A 15,070-nucleotide genomic window follows, 5' to 3' on the forward strand; every position below is an offset into this window, starting at 1 on the left:
GTTTTAGCCATTGCGGACCGTGTCACTGAATGATAAAACCGATAGCCACAGGAATAACTTATGCCCGCGGCGGTTCGCGGGCAAAACAACATAGCAACGTGGTGAGGGGAAATGGCTCAGGTCTATAACTTCAGTTCGGGCCCGGCAATGCTGCCGGCGGAAGTACTCAAACTGGCTCAGCAGGAACTGTGCGACTGGCACGGTCTGGGTACGTCGGTCATGGAAATCAGTCACCGTGGTAAGGAGTTCATCCAGGTGGCAGAAGAGGCAGAACAGGACTTCCGTTCTCTGCTGAACATCCCTTCCAACTATAAAGTGTTGTTCTGCCATGGCGGCGGCCGCGGCCAGTTCGCCGGGATCCCGCTGAACATCCTCGGCGATAAAAACGTCGCTGACTATGTGGACGCCGGCTACTGGGCGGCCAGCGCGGTCAAAGAGGCGAAGAAATACTGCACGCCTAACGTCATCGACGCGAAAATCACCGTCGACGGCAAGCGCGCGGTCAAGCCAATGAGCGAGTGGCAGCTGACGCCGGGCGCGGCGTATCTGCACTACTGCCCGAACGAAACCATTGACGGTATCGCGATTGACGATACGCCGAACTTCGGCGACGACGTCATCGTGACCGCCGATTTCTCCTCCACTATTCTGTCTCGCGAAATTGACGTCAACCGCTACGGCGTGATCTACGCTGGCGCGCAGAAGAATATCGGCCCGGCAGGGTTGACGCTGGTTATCGTGCGTGAAGATCTGCTGGGTAAAGCCAGCGTGGCCTGCCCGTCAATCCTCGACTACACCGTGTTAAGCGAGAATGACTCGATGTTTAACACGCCGCCGACGTTCGCCTGGTATCTGGCCGGTCTGGTGTTTAAGTGGCTGAAACAGCAGGGCGGCGTCGCCGCGATGGACAAGATCAACCAGCAGAAAGCCGAACTGCTGTATGGCGTGATCGATAACAGCGGCTTCTATCGTAACGATGTGGCGCAAGCCAACCGCTCCCGCATGAACGTGCCGTTCCAGCTGGCGGACAGCGCGCTGGATAAACTGTTCCTTGAAGAGTCGTTTGCCGCCGGGCTGCACGCGCTGAAGGGCCACCGGGTGGTGGGCGGCATGCGTGCCTCCATCTACAACGCGATGCCGCTGGACGGCGTGAAGGCGTTAACCGATTTTATGCTGGACTTTGAACGCCGCCACGGTTAATCGCCCGTTCCTTTCTTCCTCCCCGCGGCCTGTCTGCGGGGTTTTTATTCTGTTTGTTTGAGAGTGAAGTTTGATGGAATCCCTGACGTTACAACCCATCGCACGCGTAGAGGGCACCGTGAACCTGCCAGGTTCGAAAAGCGTCTCCAACCGCGCGCTGCTGCTGGCCGCCCTGGCCCGCGGCACGACGGTGCTGACCAACCTGCTGGACAGCGACGATGTGCGCCATATGCTGAATGCCCTGAGTGCGCTGGGGGTTCAATACACCCTGTCTGCTGACCGTACCCGCTGTGAAGTGACCGGCAACGGCGGCCCGCTGCATGCCGCAGCGGCTCTGGAGCTGTTCCTCGGCAACGCCGGTACCGCGATGCGCCCGCTGGCGGCAGCTCTGTGCCTTGGCAGCAACGATATCGTGCTGACCGGCGAGCCGCGAATGAAAGAGCGCCCGATTGGCCATCTGGTGGATGCCCTGCGTCAGGGCGGCGCTCAGATCGACTATCTGGAGCAGGACAATTATCCGCCGCTGCGCCTGCGCGGGGGGGTCCAGGGGGGTAACGTCGACGTTGACGGCAGCGTCTCCAGCCAGTTCCTGACCGCGCTGCTGATGGCCGCGCCGCTGGCGCCGCAGGATACCGTAATTGCCATTAAGGGCGATCTGGTGTCGAAACCCTATATCGACATCACCCTGCACCTGATGAAAACCTTCGGGGTTGAGGTGGACAACCAGTCTTATCAGCGCTTTGTGGTGCGCGGCAAGCAACAGTATCAGTCACCGGGGGATTACCTGGTGGAAGGGGATGCTTCATCGGCCTCGTATTTCCTCGCCGCTGGCGCCATTAAGGGCGGCACGGTGAAGGTCACCGGTATTGGCCGCGGCAGCGTACAGGGCGACATTCGTTTCGCCGACGTACTGGAAAAAATGGGCGCCACCGTCACCTGGGGCGACGATTTCATCGCCTGCACCCGTGGCGAGCTCAAGGCTATCGATATGGATATGAACCATATTCCGGACGCCGCGATGACCATCGCCACCGCCGCGCTGTTCGCGCAAGGCACTACCACGCTGCGCAATATCTACAACTGGCGGGTCAAGGAGACGGACCGTCTGTTCGCCATGGCGACAGAACTGCGTAAAGTAGGCGCCGAGGTGGAAGAGGGTGAAGATTATATTCGCATCACCCCGCCGGCGACGCTGAAGTTTGCTGAAATCGGCACCTATAACGACCACCGGATGGCGATGTGCTTCTCGCTGGTGGCGCTGTCTGATACGCCGGTGACTATCCTTGATCCCAAATGTACGGCGAAAACGTTCCCCGACTATTTTGAGCAACTGGCGCGGATCAGTACCCTCGCCTGAGTAAAACTTTGTCATCCCGCGGGCTGATGTCCTGTCAGCCCGCTATAATTGCGCAAAACTTCTGCTTTTCATTTCCTGTAGTCCGTAATTTACAAGCAATGCTCACTTTCCGGCGTATTGATGCGTATAATGCGCGGCGTTTATATTCCATGCGCCTTGCTGAAGGAGAAAAAGATGACGGCGAATATTCCGGTAATCACCATTGATGGGCCTGGCGGTGCGGGTAAAGGTACGTTGTGCAAGGCAATGGCGGAAGCGCTGGGCTGGCATCTGTTAGATTCAGGCGCGATCTACCGCGTTCTGGCGCTGGCGGCGCTGCATCATCATGTTGACGTGGAGTCCGAAGAGGCGCTGGTGCCCCTGGCTGCCCATCTTGACGTGCGCTTTATTTCTACTGACGGCAACCTGGAAGTGGTGCTGGAAGGGGAAGATGTCAGCGGCGAAATTCGCACCCAGGAGGTCGCGAACGCCGCCTCCAAGGTGGCGGCTTTCCCTCGCGTTCGCGAAGCGCTGCTGCGCCGCCAGCGCGCCTTTCGTGAACTGCCGGGGCTTATCGCCGACGGGCGAGATATGGGCACGGTGGTTTTCCCGGACGCGCCGGTGAAAATTTTCCTCGATGCCTCGGCCGATGAGCGAGCGCATCGCCGCATGCGGCAGTTGCAGGAAAAGGGCTTTGATGTTAACTTTGAACGTCTTTTGTCCGAGATAAAAGAGCGTGACGATCGCGATAGAAATCGCGCCGTGGCGCCGCTTGTCCCGGCTGCCGATGCATTAGTTCTCGATTCAACCGAACTAAACATTGAGCAAGTGATTGAAAAAGCGCTACAATATGCGCGCGAAAAATTGGCCGTTGCGTAAGCCTTAACCGGTAACGCGCCGAAGCCTCCGAATTATAGCAGTACCCCCGCGGCAATGGATGGTCAGCGGGTATGTGAAACAACCCCATCCGGCACGGAGCCAGGTGGACGTTAATATTAACCTGAAGATTAAACATGACTGAATCTTTTGCTCAACTGTTTGAAGAATCCTTAAAAGAAATCGAAACCCGCCCGGGTTCCATCGTTCGTGGTGTTGTTGTTGCTATCGACAAAGACGTAGTACTGGTTGACGCCGGTCTGAAATCTGAGTCCGCCATCCCGGCTGAGCAGTTCAAAAACGCCCAGGGCGAGCTGGAAATCCAGGTTGGTGACGAAGTTGACGTTGCTCTGGATGCAGTAGAAGACGGCTTCGGTGAAACTCTGCTGTCCCGTGAGAAAGCTAAACGTCACGAAGCTTGGATCACGCTGGAAAAAGCTTACGAAGACGCTGAAACTGTTACCGGTGTTATCAACGGCAAAGTTAAAGGTGGCTTCACTGTTGAGCTGAACGGTATTCGTGCGTTCCTGCCGGGTTCCCTGGTAGACGTTCGTCCGGTGCGCGACACGCTGCACCTGGAAGGCAAAGAGCTTGAGTTCAAAGTCATCAAGCTGGACCAGAAGCGTAACAACGTTGTTGTTTCTCGTCGTGCCGTTATCGAATCCGAAAACAGCGCAGAGCGCGATCAGCTGCTGGAAAACCTGCAGGAAGGCATGGAAGTCAAAGGTATCGTTAAGAACCTCACTGACTACGGTGCATTCGTTGATCTGGGCGGCGTTGACGGCCTGCTGCACATCACCGATATGGCCTGGAAACGCGTTAAGCATCCGAGCGAAATCGTAAACGTTGGCGACGAAATCACTGTTAAAGTGCTGAAGTTCGACCGCGAGCGTACCCGTGTATCCCTGGGCCTGAAACAGCTGGGCGAAGATCCGTGGGTAGCTATCGCTAAACGTTATCCGGAAGGTACCAAACTGACCGGTCGCGTGACCAACCTGACCGACTACGGCTGCTTCGTTGAAATCGAAGAAGGCGTTGAAGGCCTGGTTCACGTTTCCGAAATGGATTGGACCAACAAAAACATCCACCCGTCCAAAGTTGTTAACGTTGGCGACGTAGTGGAAGTGATGGTTCTGGATATCGACGAAGAACGTCGTCGTATCTCCCTGGGTCTGAAGCAGTGCAAATCTAACCCATGGCAGCAGTTCGCGGAAACCCACAACAAGGGCGACCGTGTTGAAGGTAAAATCAAGTCTATCACTGACTTCGGTATCTTCATCGGCCTGGACGGCGGCATCGACGGCCTGGTTCACCTGTCCGACATCTCCTGGAACGTTGCAGGCGAAGAAGCAGTTCGTGAATACAAAAAAGGCGACGAAATCGCAGCAGTTGTTCTGCAGGTTGACGCAGAGCGTGAGCGTATCTCCCTGGGCGTTAAACAGCTGGCGGAAGATCCGTTCAACAACTACGTTGCTCTGAACAAGAAAGGCGCTATCGTTGTTGGTAAAGTCACTGCAGTTGACGCGAAAGGCGCAACCGTAGAACTGGCTGACGGCGTAGAAGGTTACCTGCGTGCTTCTGAAGCATCCCGTGACCGCGTTGAAGACGCAACTCTGGTTCTGAGCGTTGGCGACGAAGTTGAAGCGAAATTCACTGGCGTGGATCGTAAGAACCGCGTAGTGAGCCTGTCTGTACGTGCGAAAGACGAAGCGGAAGAAAAAGACGCTATCGCTACCGTGAACAAGCAGGAAGACGCGAACTTCTCCAACAACGCCATGGCTGAAGCGTTCAAAGCAGCGAAAGGCGAGTAATCTTTGTCATTCAGGTAATAACAACCTGAATAGTGACGAGTTTACTTGACAGATTGCAGGATTCGTCCTGTAATCAAGCACAAAGGGCGGCTACGGCCGCCCTTGTTTAAGCTGTTAGCTAATTTTTGCCTTGAAGGAAACCGGAGGAATAATGACCAAGTCAGAATTGATTGAAAGACTTGCCAGCCAGCAATCTCACATTCCGGCGAAAGCGGTGGAAGATGCTGTTAAAGAAATGCTGGAACATATGGCCTCAACGCTTGCTCAAGGTGAGCGCATTGAAATCCGCGGTTTCGGCAGCTTCTCTCTGCACTATCGTGCACCTCGCACCGGACGTAACCCGAAAACTGGTGATAAAGTCGAACTGGAAGGTAAGTACGTTCCGCACTTTAAGCCCGGGAAAGAATTACGTGACCGCGCCAATATTTATGAAGGTTGAGTTGCACGACGTGCAACCGGCCTGACGATAAAAGCACCTTCGGGTGCTTTTTTTGTGCCCGCCATTTACGTCCCGCTTCGCAAAAAAAAAGCACCTGACTGTAAGCGTGACGATTGTCTGGAACGCTGCACGCGCGTCTGAATTCAGCCCGAGGACGTCAGCTTCGCTTTGCGTAACACTGCCCGCTCACAGGGAGGTGTTTATGCGTCTACCATGGCTTGCCGGATGCGCCATCATCGCGATACTGCCGCTACTCTGGCTACCCGCGTTGCCGGGCCCGGGCATTCTGGCGTTCGCCGGCGTACTGGCGCTGTTGCTGACCCGTCTGCGCGGGACGGTCATCGCCGTTGTGGCGATGACGCTTCTGCTGATGGTCTGGGGAGTATTGAGCGCATATCAGGCGCTGTGGCCAACGCAGCACCTCACCGGCGCCGCCCGGCAGGCGGAAGTGTTCCTCCACGAGACGGATGGCCAGACTCTGCACCGCGGACAGATTGTGCGCCTGGCGGACCGCTTCCTGTTCCCCCCGGTTGGCGTGACGTTATACGGGGAACTTGCACCAGCCCCCGTCTGTGCGGGGCAGCGCTGGATGATGACGCTGCGCCTGCGGCCGGTGCATGGGCAGCTCAATGACGGAGGCTTCGACAGCCAGCGCTATGCGCTGGCCCAGCATCGGCCGCTGAGCGGGGGGATCGTCGCCGCTTCCGCGTTGGATACCCGCTGCAGTCTGCGCGCCCGCTACCTGGCGTCGCTGACCCGGCGATTGCAGACTTATCCCTGGCATCCGGTGATGCTGGGCCTGGGGATGGGGGAGCGGCTGGCGCTGCCGGCGGAGGTCAAAGTCCTGATGCAGAACACAGGCACCTCCCACCTGATGGCTATCTCCGGTTTGCATATTGCCCTTGCGGCTTCCCTGATTGTGCTCCTGCTGCGCGGTTTACAGTCCCTTTTCCCGGGGCGCTGGATCGGCTGGCGGCTACCGCTGCTGGCCGGGCTGGCGGGCGCCGTCGGCTATGCCTGGCTGACCGGTATGCAGCCACCGGCCCTGCGCACTTGCGTAGGGCTTGCAGTCTGTTGTGCTTTACGTTTGTCGGGTCAACGCTGGACGGCGTGGCAGGTGTGGCTCTGCTGTCTGGGGGCGATTCTGGTTGCCGATCCGCTGGCGGTGTTGTCGCAAAGCCTGTGGCTATCCGCCTTCGCGGTGGCGGGGCTGATCTTCTGGTTCCAGTGGTTACCGCTGCCTGACAGTCGCTGGCGCTGGCCGTGGAAAGCGCTGTTCGCCCTCGTGCATTTGCAGGCTGGCGTGACGCTGCTGCTGATGCCGCTGCAGCTGCTGCTCTTCCATGGCATAAGCCTGACGTCGATGGCCGCTAATTTGCTGGCGGTACCGTTAGTGACCCTGCTGGCGGTGCCGCTCATTCTCGCCGGAATGCTCCTGCATCTCACTGGACCGGAGGTGGTGGCGTCGCTGATCTGGCTGGCAGCCGATCGCGTGCTGGCGGTGTTGTTCTGGGGGTTACGACGTTTACCGGACGGCTGGCTGACGCTGGATGCCCGCTGGCCCTGGATCAGTAGCCTGCCGTGGCTGCTGGTGATGGCCTGGCGTTTTCAGAGCTGGCGGTATACTCCGGCGCTGTGTCTGAGTGTGCTGTTTTTGCTGGTGCGGCCATTCAGCCGGCAACCGCCCGCGGATCAATGGCGGGTGACGATGCTGGATGTCGGGCAGGGGCTGGCGATGGTGATCGAACGTCACGGCAAGGCGTTATTGTACGATACCGGGCCGGCATGGCCGCAGGGCGACAGCGGTCGACAGGTGATTATCCCTTGGCTGCGCTGGCACCATCTGCAGCTGCAGGGGATTATGCTGAGCCACGAGCATCTTGACCATCGCGGCGGCCTCGAATCCGTGCTGCAGGCTTGGCCGCAGGCGTGGGTGCGCAGCCCTTTAGGCTGGGCGCATCATCTGCCGTGCCATCGCGGCGAACGCTGGCAGTGGCAGGGACTCACTTTCCAGGCGCTGTGGCCGCTGCCGGGCAGCGCGGCAAAGGGAAACAATCACTCCTGCGTGGTGCGAATCGATGACGGTCGCTCCAGCATCCTGCTGACCGGCGATATCGAACGTCAGGCGGAGCAGGCGATGATCAGCCGCTACTGGCAGCATCTGGCGTCTACACTTATCCAGGTTCCCCATCACGGCAGCAACACCTCCTCCAGCGAACTGCTGGTCCGGTGGGTGGATGGCGCGGCCGCGCTGGTTTCCGCTTCGCGCTACAATGCGTGGCGGATGCCCTCGCACAAGGTCGTTCAGCGCTATCGCCAGCGGGGGTATCGCTGGTTCGCCACGCCGCAGCAGGGGCAGATAACGGTGGTTTTTTCTGCAGAAGGGTGGCAAATCCATAGCTTACGGGATCAAGTTTTACCTCGTTGGTATCATCAGTGGTTTGGCGCGCCCGCCGATAACGGGTAGAATATGCGGCTATTTCAACACAAGCTGGTTTATTGAATGCAGAACGATAAAGATCTCTCCACGTGGCAGACCTTCCGCCGACTTTGGCCGATTATTGCACCGTTTAAAGCCGGGCTAATCGTAGCGGCGGTGGCGTTAGTGCTTAACGCGGGCAGTGACACCTTCATGTTATCGCTTCTTAAACCGTTATTGGATGATGGTTTTGGTAAAACGGATCGCTCAGTGCTGCTATGGATGCCGCTGGTGGTTATCGGGCTGATGGTGCTGCGTGGGATCACCAGCTACATCTCGAGCTATTGTATCTCCTGGGTTTCCGGCAAAGTGGTAATGACCATGCGTCGTCGCCTGTTCGGCCACATGATGGGCATGCCGGTGGCTTTCTTTGACAAGCAGTCTACCGGGACGCTGCTGTCACGTATCACCTATGATTCTGAACAGGTCGCTTCCTCCTCTTCCAGCGCGCTGATCACCGTGGTCCGCGAAGGGGCATCGATTATCGGCCTGTTCGTGATGATGTTCTATTACAGCTGGCAGCTGTCGTTGATCCTAATTGTACTGGCGCCGATCGTGTCGGTAGCAATCCGCGTGGTCTCCAAGCGTTTTCGCAATATCAGTAAGAATATGCAGAACACGATGGGGCAGGTCACCACCAGCGCTGAGCAGATGCTGAAAGGGCACAAAGAGGTGCTGATGTTTGGCGGCCAGGAAGTGGAAACCAAACGTTTTGATAAGGTCAGCAATAAAATGCGCCTGCAGGGGATGAAAATGGTTTCCGCCTCGTCTATCTCCGACCCGATCATTCAGCTTATCGCTTCCCTGGCGCTGGCCTTTGTCCTGTATGCCGCCAGCTTCCCGAGCGTGATGGACACCCTGACCGCTGGGACCATTACCGTGGTCTTCTCCTCCATGATTGCGCTGATGCGTCCGCTGAAGTCGCTGACCAACGTCAATGCCCAGTTCCAGCGCGGGATGGCGGCATGCCAGACGCTGTTTGCGATCCTCGATTCCGAGCAGGAGAAAGACGAAGGTACCCGCGTCATTGAGCGGGCGAAAGGCAATCTCAAGTTCGAGAACGTCACCTTTACCTATCCGGGTCGCGAAGTGGCCGCGCTGCGCAATATCAATCTCGATATCCCGGAAGGGAAAACCGTGGCGCTGGTGGGACGTTCCGGTTCGGGTAAATCGACCATCGCCAGCCTGATCACGCGCTTCTACGATGTCGACGATGGGCAGATCCTGCTGGATGGCCATGACTTGCGCGAGTACAAGCTGAGCTCGCTGCGCGACCAGGTAGCGCTGGTTTCACAGAACGTGCACCTGTTCAATGATACCGTCGCCAATAACATTGCCTATGCCCGTACTGAAGAGTACAGCCGCGAGCAGATTGAAGAGGCTGCGCGAATGGCCTACGCCATGGACTTCATCAACAAGATGGACAATGGCCTGGATACCATCATCGGCGAAAATGGCGTGATGCTGTCCGGCGGCCAGCGCCAGCGTATTGCTATCGCCCGTGCGCTACTGCGTAACAGCCCGATCCTGATCCTCGATGAAGCCACCTCGGCGCTGGATACCGAGTCCGAGCGTGCGATTCAGGCGGCGCTGGATGAGCTGCAGAAAAACCGCACCTCGCTGGTTATTGCCCACCGTCTGTCAACCATTGAGCAGGCTGATGAGATTGTGGTGGTTGAAGACGGGCGGATCGTGGAGCGCGGAACGCACCACGACCTGCTGGAGCATAAAGGCGTATACGCCCAACTGCATAAGATGCAATTCGGCGAATGATCGCGCGCATCTGGTCCGGTGAGTCGCCGCTGTGGCGCCTGCTGCTGCCGCTCTCCTGGCTGTATGGCCTGGTGAGCGCGTTGATTCGCCTCAGCTATCAGCTGGGGTGGAAAAAAGCCTGGCACGCGCCGGTGCCGGTGGTGGTGGTCGGTAACCTGACCGCCGGCGGCAACGGTAAAACGCCGGTGGTGATCTGGCTGGTGGAGCAACTGCAGCAGCGCGGCATTCGCGTTGGGGTGGTCTCTCGCGGCTACGGCGGTAAAGCCGAACGCTACCCGCTGGTATTAACTGACCGGACCAGTACGGCGCAGGCAGGCGATGAACCGGTGCTCATCCATCAGCGCACCGGCGCGCCGGTGGCGGTCTCTCCGCTGCGCAGCGACGCGGTGAAAGCGCTGCTCAGCGCGCACGAGCTGCAGATTATCGTCACCGACGATGGGTTGCAGCACTATAAGCTGGCGCGGGACCGGGAAATTGTCGTCATCGACGGCGTGCGCCGCTTTGGCAACGGCTGGTGGCTGCCTGCCGGGCCGATGCGTGAGCGGGCATCGCGCTTGCAAAGCGTTGATGCGATTATCGTCAACGGCGGCGTGGCGCGTCCGGGAGAGATCCCGATGCAGCTGCGTCCCGGGATGGCGGTCAACCTGCTTACCGGCGAACGTCGCGATGTCTCTACCTTCACTAACGTAGTGGCAATGGCCGGCATCGGCCATCCGCCGCGCTTTTTCGCCACCCTCGAAAGCTGTGGTGTCCAGCCGGTCAAAACCGTGGCGCTGGCGGACCATCAGGCGCTGAGCCAGGCCGATGTCGCCGCTCTGGTAACCGCCGGGCAGACGCTGCTGATGACCGAGAAAGACGCCGTGAAATGTCGCGATTTCGCCGCTGCGAACTGGTGGTATTTACCGGTCGACGCCATAATGGCCGATGAACGCGCACAGCGGTTGCTTGCGGACTTAGCGACGTTGGCGCAACGTTAACCGACGCGCCGGCTTTGCTCGCCGCTGTGCTGGAATTCCTGACGGAGAACCTGCATGTCGGTATTGCAACTATCGCTTAATGAGGCGCGCCACCTCCATCTCGCGGCGCAGGGGTTATTAAAAAAGCCCCGGCGTCGCGCTCGCCCGAATGACATCCTTTCCACCATCCAGCAGATGTCGCTGCTGCAAATCGATACCATCAACGTGGTGGCCCGCAGCCCCTACCTGGTGTTGTTCAGCCGCCTCGGCAGCTATCCGCAGCACTGGCTGGATGAGTCATTACGCAGCGGCGAGCTGATGGAATACTGGGCGCATGAAGCCTGTTTTCTGCCGCGCAGCGATTTCGCCCTTGTGCGCCACCGAATGTTGAACCCCGACAAGATGGGCTGGAAATATCATCGCGCGTGGATGGAAGAGCATGCCGGAAGTATTGCAGAGCTGCTGGAGCATATCGGACAAAACGGACCGGTTCGCTCGGCGGATTTTGCCCACCCACGCAAAGGCGCCAGCGGCTGGTGGGAGTGGAAACCGCATAAGCGCCACCTGGAAGGGCTGTTTACCGCCGGTGAAGTGATGGTGGTGGAGCGGCGAAACTTTCACCGCGTGTATGATTTAACCCGGCGGGTGATGCCGCACTGGGACGACGAGCGCGATGCGCTGTCCCGCGATGCTGCGGAGGCCATCATGCTGCGCAACAGCGCCCGCAGCCTCGGCATCTTTCGCCCCCAGTGGCTGGCGGATTACTATCGTTTACGTCAGCCGGCGCTACCGGGTTTGCTGGCGGCCTGGCAGGAAGAGGGCCTGGTTGTGCCAGTCGACGTGGAAGCGCTTGGCGAGATGTGGCTGCATCGCGACGCGCTGGCGCAGCTGGAGTCCGCGCCCGGCGGTAAACTTACCGCCAGCCATAGCGCCGTGCTCTCGCCTTTCGACCCGGTGGTCTGGGATCGGAAGCGCGCTGAGCAACTGTTCAACTTCAGCTATCGCCTGGAGTGCTATACCCCGGCGCCGAAGCGTCAGTATGGCTACTTCGTACTGCCTCTGCTGCACCAGGGGAAACTGGTCGGGCGGATGGACAGTAAAATACATCGCAAAAGCCGGGAGCTGGAGATCTTCGCCCTGTGGCTGGAGGATGAGGTGAAGATCACCCGTGGTCTGGAGCAGGGGCTGCGCCGGGCGATCAACGACTTCGCACGCTGGCAATCGGCAGACCGGATCCTGTGTCGACGCCTGCCGGAAGGGCTGTTTGTCGGCCAGGAGCGAGGATGGGAAATCGATGCCGATTGATCCCGGCGCCGACCTTCCTGTGTTATGCTGCTGAGAAATCTATCCGGTCCATCAGGAGGAAACATGGATCACCGTTTACTTGAAATCATCGCCTGCCCGGTCTGTAACGGTAAGCTGTATTACAGTCAGGATAAGCAAGAACTTATTTGCAAACTTGATAGTCTGGCGTTTCCACTGCGCGACGGTATCCCTGTGCTGCTGGAGACAGAAGCGCGTCCGCTGGCGGTAGAAGAGAGTCACTCATGAGTTTCGTGGTCATTATTCCTGCGCGTTTCGCCTCCACGCGCCTGCCGGGAAAACCACTGCAGGACATTAACGGCAAGCCGATGATTGTCCATGTGCTGGAGCGCGCCCGCGAATCCGGCGCGGATCGCATTATTGTCGCCACCGATCACGAAGAGGTCGCCCGGGCGGTTGAAGCCGCCGGCGGCGAGGTCTGCATGACCCGCGCCGACCATCAATCCGGCACCGAACGGCTGGCGGAGGTGGTGGAGAAGTGCGCGTTCAGCGATGACACCATCATCGTCAATATCCAGGGCGATGAGCCGATGATCCCCCCGGCTATCGTCCGCCAGGTGGCGGAGAATCTGGCTGCCAGCACCAGCGGAATGGCGACGCTGGCGGTACCGATCCACGATGCGGAAGAGGCGTTTAATCCAAATGCGGTCAAAGTGGTGATGGATGCGCAGGGCTATGCGCTCTATTTCTCCCGCGCCACCATTCCCTGGGATCGCGATCGCTTTGCCCACTCCCGCGACGCCATTGGTGATTCTCTGCTGCGCCACATCGGCATCTATGGCTATCGCGCCGGCTTTATTCGCCGCTATGTCAGCTGGGCGCCAAGCCCGCTGGAGCAGATAGAAATGCTCGAGCAGCTGCGGGTGCTGTGGTATGGCGAGAAGATCCATGTCGCCGTGGCGGCCGAAGTGCCCGGCACCGGCGTCGATACCCCTGAAGATCTGGCGCGCGTCCGCGCTGAACTGCGTTAGTCCTCTGTCCCCTCCTTGCAGGAGGGGATATCCCCACCGGTTTTATGCTTTTTTTGCCCATTTTTGATCTTATCCGATGACAACCCAGGTGCGGGCGCTCATTATGAAATCAGTAGTGTTCATAGGGGTAATCGACAATGGAACAGTTGCGAACCGAACTGAGTCACCTGCTTGGCGAAAAGCTGAGCCGGGTGGAGTGTGTCAGTGAAAAAGCCGCTACGGCGCTGTGGTCCCTGTATGACGCGCAGGGAAATCCGATGCCGCTGCTGGCGCGAAGTTTCACCACCCCCGGCGTGGCGCGGCAGCTGGCCTGGAAGATCTCCACTCTGGCGCGCAGCGGTACGGTGCGCATGCCGGTGGTCTATGGCGTGATGACGCATGAAGAGCATCCCGGGCCGGACGTGCTGCTGCTTGAGCGTCTGCGCGGCGTCCCGGTGGAGGCGCCCACCCGCACCCCGGCGCGCTGGGAGCAGCTGCAGGAGCAGATCGTCGAGGCGCTGCTGGCCTGGCATCGTCAGGACAGCGGCGGCTGCGTGGGGATGGTCGATAATACCCAGGACAATCTGTGGCCGAACTGGTACCGGCAGCGGGTGGCGATGTTGTGGAGCACCCTGAACCTGTATCAGGACACCGGTCTGACCATGCAGGATAAGCGGGTTTTGTTCCGCTCCCGCGAGTGTCTGCCGGAGCTGTTCCGCGATTTCAATGATAATGCCGTACTGGTGCACGGCAATTTCACCCTGCGCAGCATGCTGAAAGATCCGCGCAGCGATCAGCTGCTGGCGATGGTTGGTCCGGGGATGATGCTGTGGGCGCCGCGGGAGTACGAACTGTTCCGTCTCGCGGAGGGGGGCCAGGCCGAGCAGCTGCTATGGCGTTATCTGCAGCAGGCGCCGGTCTCCGAGGCCTTTGTCTGGCGGCGCTGGCTTTATCTGCTGTGGGATGAGGTGGATAACCTGGTCAATACCGGGCGCTTTGACCGCGCCCGTTTCGACCTCGCCGCAAAATCACTCCTGCCCTGGCTCGCCTGAGCTGCCTTTCAGCCATTGCCAGACGCGACCAAGCGTTTCATAGCCGACCCGGTCGCTGTGCATCAGCCACACCGGTGAAGGAATGACCCGCTCCCACGGATTGAGCGGTGATGTGACCGCCATCTGATTAGCCGGCGCGGGCAGCGGATCCAGACCGGCATGGCGAAAGAAGATCATCGCCCGCGGAAGATGCGACGCCGAGGTGACCAGCAGGAAGGGGGCGTCGCCGATAGCGCCCTTCACCGCCAGCGCTTCCTCTTCCGTATCTTTCGGCTTATCGAGCACGATGATATCGCTGCGCGGTACGCCGAGGCTCTCCGCCACTCTCGCCCCGGCCTCCGCCGTGCTGACGGGGTTGGTTTTTGCCGCCGCGCCGGTAAAGATCATTTTCGATCCCGGATTCTCCTGCCACAGGCGAATGCCCTCCGTCAGGCGCGGCAGGCTGTTGCTGATAAGGTTAGAGCTAGGCGCCCACTCCGGGTTCCAGGTATAGCCGCCGCCCAGCACCACCACGTAGCTCACCGGCTGCTCGCCGCGCCAGGTGGGATAGCGATCTTCTATCGGTTTAAGCAGGCTGTCTGCCACGGGCTGCAGGCTCAGCAGCGTCAGCAGCAGCCAGCCGAGGCTCACGCAAAACTTCCCGGTACGTTGAAAGCGGCTGAACCATAACAGGGCGATCCCGATACCGATCAGCAACAGCAGGGCAGGAAGCGGTAGCAGCAGACCGCCGACGATCTTTTTTAGCGTGAAAAGCATGCCAGATGGTTCCTTTTTTAACCATATAACCAAAGTTATGTTCGGATCTTATAACAGATCGCTTCATTCTCGGCGTGGGTATGACAAAATAGCGGTTTTGTGTTGGCTTGTGGAGTCGC

Annotated in this window: 13 protein-coding genes; 12 read left to right on the forward strand and 1 reads right to left on the reverse strand. The window is 59.0% G+C overall.

Features of this window, described 5'->3' with window-relative positions; translation table 11 throughout:
- Positions 1 to 111 precede the first annotated feature (111 nt).
- The 12 genes from serC to CE636_RS24200 all read left to right on the forward strand — a co-directional run bounded on the left by serC (position 112) and on the right by CE636_RS24200 (position 14,195).
- Positions 112 to 1,200: a 3-phosphoserine/phosphohydroxythreonine transaminase gene (gene serC / locus CE636_RS24145; RefSeq protein ID WP_004201383.1), complete on the forward strand. Its 1,089-nt coding sequence runs from the start codon at positions 112 to 114 to the stop codon at positions 1,198 to 1,200.
- A gap of 73 nt (positions 1,201 to 1,273) precedes the next feature.
- Positions 1,274 to 2,557: a 3-phosphoshikimate 1-carboxyvinyltransferase gene (aroA, locus tag CE636_RS24150; protein WP_017899443.1), complete on the forward strand. Its 1,284-nt coding sequence runs from the start codon at positions 1,274 to 1,276 to the stop codon at positions 2,555 to 2,557.
- 174 nt (positions 2,558 to 2,731) lie between these two features.
- A complete protein-coding gene (gene cmk / locus CE636_RS24155) occupies positions 2,732 to 3,415 on the forward strand; it encodes a (d)CMP kinase (protein WP_004201385.1) in 684 nt (227 codons plus the stop codon).
- Between the two features lie 134 nt (positions 3,416 to 3,549).
- Positions 3,550 to 5,223 (forward strand): 30S ribosomal protein S1, encoded by a 1,674-nt coding sequence (gene rpsA, locus CE636_RS24160; protein WP_002898162.1) that lies wholly within the window; start codon positions 3,550 to 3,552, stop codon positions 5,221 to 5,223.
- Between the two features lie 151 nt (positions 5,224 to 5,374).
- Positions 5,375 to 5,662 carry an integration host factor subunit beta gene (gene ihfB / locus CE636_RS24165; protein ID WP_002898165.1) on the forward strand — a complete coding sequence of 96 codons (288 nt, stop codon included), beginning with the start codon at positions 5,375 to 5,377 and terminating at the stop codon, positions 5,660 to 5,662.
- Positions 5,663 to 5,864: 202 nt separating this feature from the next.
- Complete coding sequence (locus tag CE636_RS24170) at positions 5,865 to 8,129, forward strand: ComEC family protein (protein ID WP_017899444.1); 2,265 nt, start codon at positions 5,865 to 5,867, stop codon at positions 8,127 to 8,129.
- Positions 8,130 to 8,165: 36 nt separating this feature from the next.
- Complete coding sequence (gene msbA / locus CE636_RS24175; RefSeq protein WP_004201387.1) at positions 8,166 to 9,914, forward strand: lipid A ABC transporter ATP-binding protein/permease MsbA; 1,749 nt, start codon at positions 8,166 to 8,168, stop codon at positions 9,912 to 9,914.
- A complete protein-coding gene (gene lpxK / locus CE636_RS24180) occupies positions 9,911 to 10,891 on the forward strand; it encodes a tetraacyldisaccharide 4'-kinase (RefSeq protein WP_017899445.1) in 981 nt (326 codons plus the stop codon). The genes msbA and lpxK overlap by 4 nt, the downstream gene beginning before the upstream one ends.
- 54 nt (positions 10,892 to 10,945) lie before the next feature.
- Positions 10,946 to 12,175, forward strand: a complete 1,230-nt coding sequence (locus CE636_RS24185) for a winged helix-turn-helix domain-containing protein (RefSeq protein ID WP_004201389.1) — start codon at positions 10,946 to 10,948, stop codon at positions 12,173 to 12,175.
- A 63-nt stretch (positions 12,176 to 12,238) separates the two neighbouring features.
- On the forward strand, positions 12,239 to 12,421 hold the full coding sequence (gene ycaR, locus CE636_RS24190) for a protein YcaR (protein ID WP_004201390.1): 183 nt from the start codon (positions 12,239 to 12,241) through the stop codon (positions 12,419 to 12,421).
- Positions 12,418 to 13,164, forward strand: coding sequence for a 3-deoxy-manno-octulosonate cytidylyltransferase (gene kdsB, locus CE636_RS24195; RefSeq protein WP_004201392.1), 747 nt, complete (start codon positions 12,418 to 12,420; stop codon positions 13,162 to 13,164). The genes ycaR and kdsB overlap by 4 nt, the downstream gene beginning before the upstream one ends.
- 137 nt (positions 13,165 to 13,301) lie before the next feature.
- On the forward strand, positions 13,302 to 14,195 hold the full coding sequence (locus tag CE636_RS24200) for a YcbJ family phosphotransferase (protein ID WP_017899446.1): 894 nt from the start codon (positions 13,302 to 13,304) through the stop codon (positions 14,193 to 14,195).
- Here CE636_RS24200 and elyC read toward each other — a convergent pair.
- On the reverse strand, positions 14,172 to 14,951 hold the full coding sequence (gene elyC / locus CE636_RS24205) for an envelope biogenesis factor ElyC (RefSeq protein WP_004201396.1): 780 nt from the start codon (positions 14,949 to 14,951) through the stop codon (positions 14,172 to 14,174). The genes CE636_RS24200 and elyC overlap by 24 nt on opposite strands.
- Positions 14,952 to 15,070: the final 119 nt, after the last annotated feature.

Source organism: Klebsiella sp. LY, assembly GCF_004010915.1.
Lineage (GTDB): Bacteria > Pseudomonadota > Gammaproteobacteria > Enterobacterales > Enterobacteriaceae > Klebsiella > Klebsiella quasipneumoniae.

Excerpts from the sequence above, each read along its gene's own strand:
- serC (WP_004201383.1), top strand. The coding sequence starts at position 112 with ATGGCTCAGGTCTATAACTTCAGTTCGGGCCCGGCAATGCTGCCGGCG.
- ycaR (WP_004201390.1), top strand. The coding sequence starts at position 12,239 with ATGGATCACCGTTTACTTGAAATCATCGCCTGCCCGGTCTGTAACGGT.
- aroA (WP_017899443.1), top strand. The coding sequence starts at position 1,274 with ATGGAATCCCTGACGTTACAACCCATCGCACGCGTAGAGGGCACCGTG.
- ihfB (WP_002898165.1), top strand. The coding sequence starts at position 5,375 with ATGACCAAGTCAGAATTGATTGAAAGACTTGCCAGCCAGCAATCTCAC.
- CE636_RS24170 (WP_017899444.1), top strand. The coding sequence starts at position 5,865 with ATGCGTCTACCATGGCTTGCCGGATGCGCCATCATCGCGATACTGCCG.
- msbA (WP_004201387.1), top strand. The coding sequence starts at position 8,166 with ATGCAGAACGATAAAGATCTCTCCACGTGGCAGACCTTCCGCCGACTT.
- cmk (WP_004201385.1), top strand. The coding sequence starts at position 2,732 with ATGACGGCGAATATTCCGGTAATCACCATTGATGGGCCTGGCGGTGCG.
- CE636_RS24185 (WP_004201389.1), top strand. The coding sequence starts at position 10,946 with ATGTCGGTATTGCAACTATCGCTTAATGAGGCGCGCCACCTCCATCTC.
- lpxK (WP_017899445.1), top strand. The coding sequence starts at position 9,911 with ATGATCGCGCGCATCTGGTCCGGTGAGTCGCCGCTGTGGCGCCTGCTG.
- CE636_RS24200 (WP_017899446.1), top strand. The coding sequence starts at position 13,302 with ATGGAACAGTTGCGAACCGAACTGAGTCACCTGCTTGGCGAAAAGCTG.
- elyC (WP_004201396.1), bottom strand. The coding sequence starts at position 14,951 with ATGCTTTTCACGCTAAAAAAGATCGTCGGCGGTCTGCTGCTACCGCTT.
- rpsA (WP_002898162.1), top strand. The coding sequence starts at position 3,550 with ATGACTGAATCTTTTGCTCAACTGTTTGAAGAATCCTTAAAAGAAATC.
- kdsB (WP_004201392.1), top strand. The coding sequence starts at position 12,418 with ATGAGTTTCGTGGTCATTATTCCTGCGCGTTTCGCCTCCACGCGCCTG.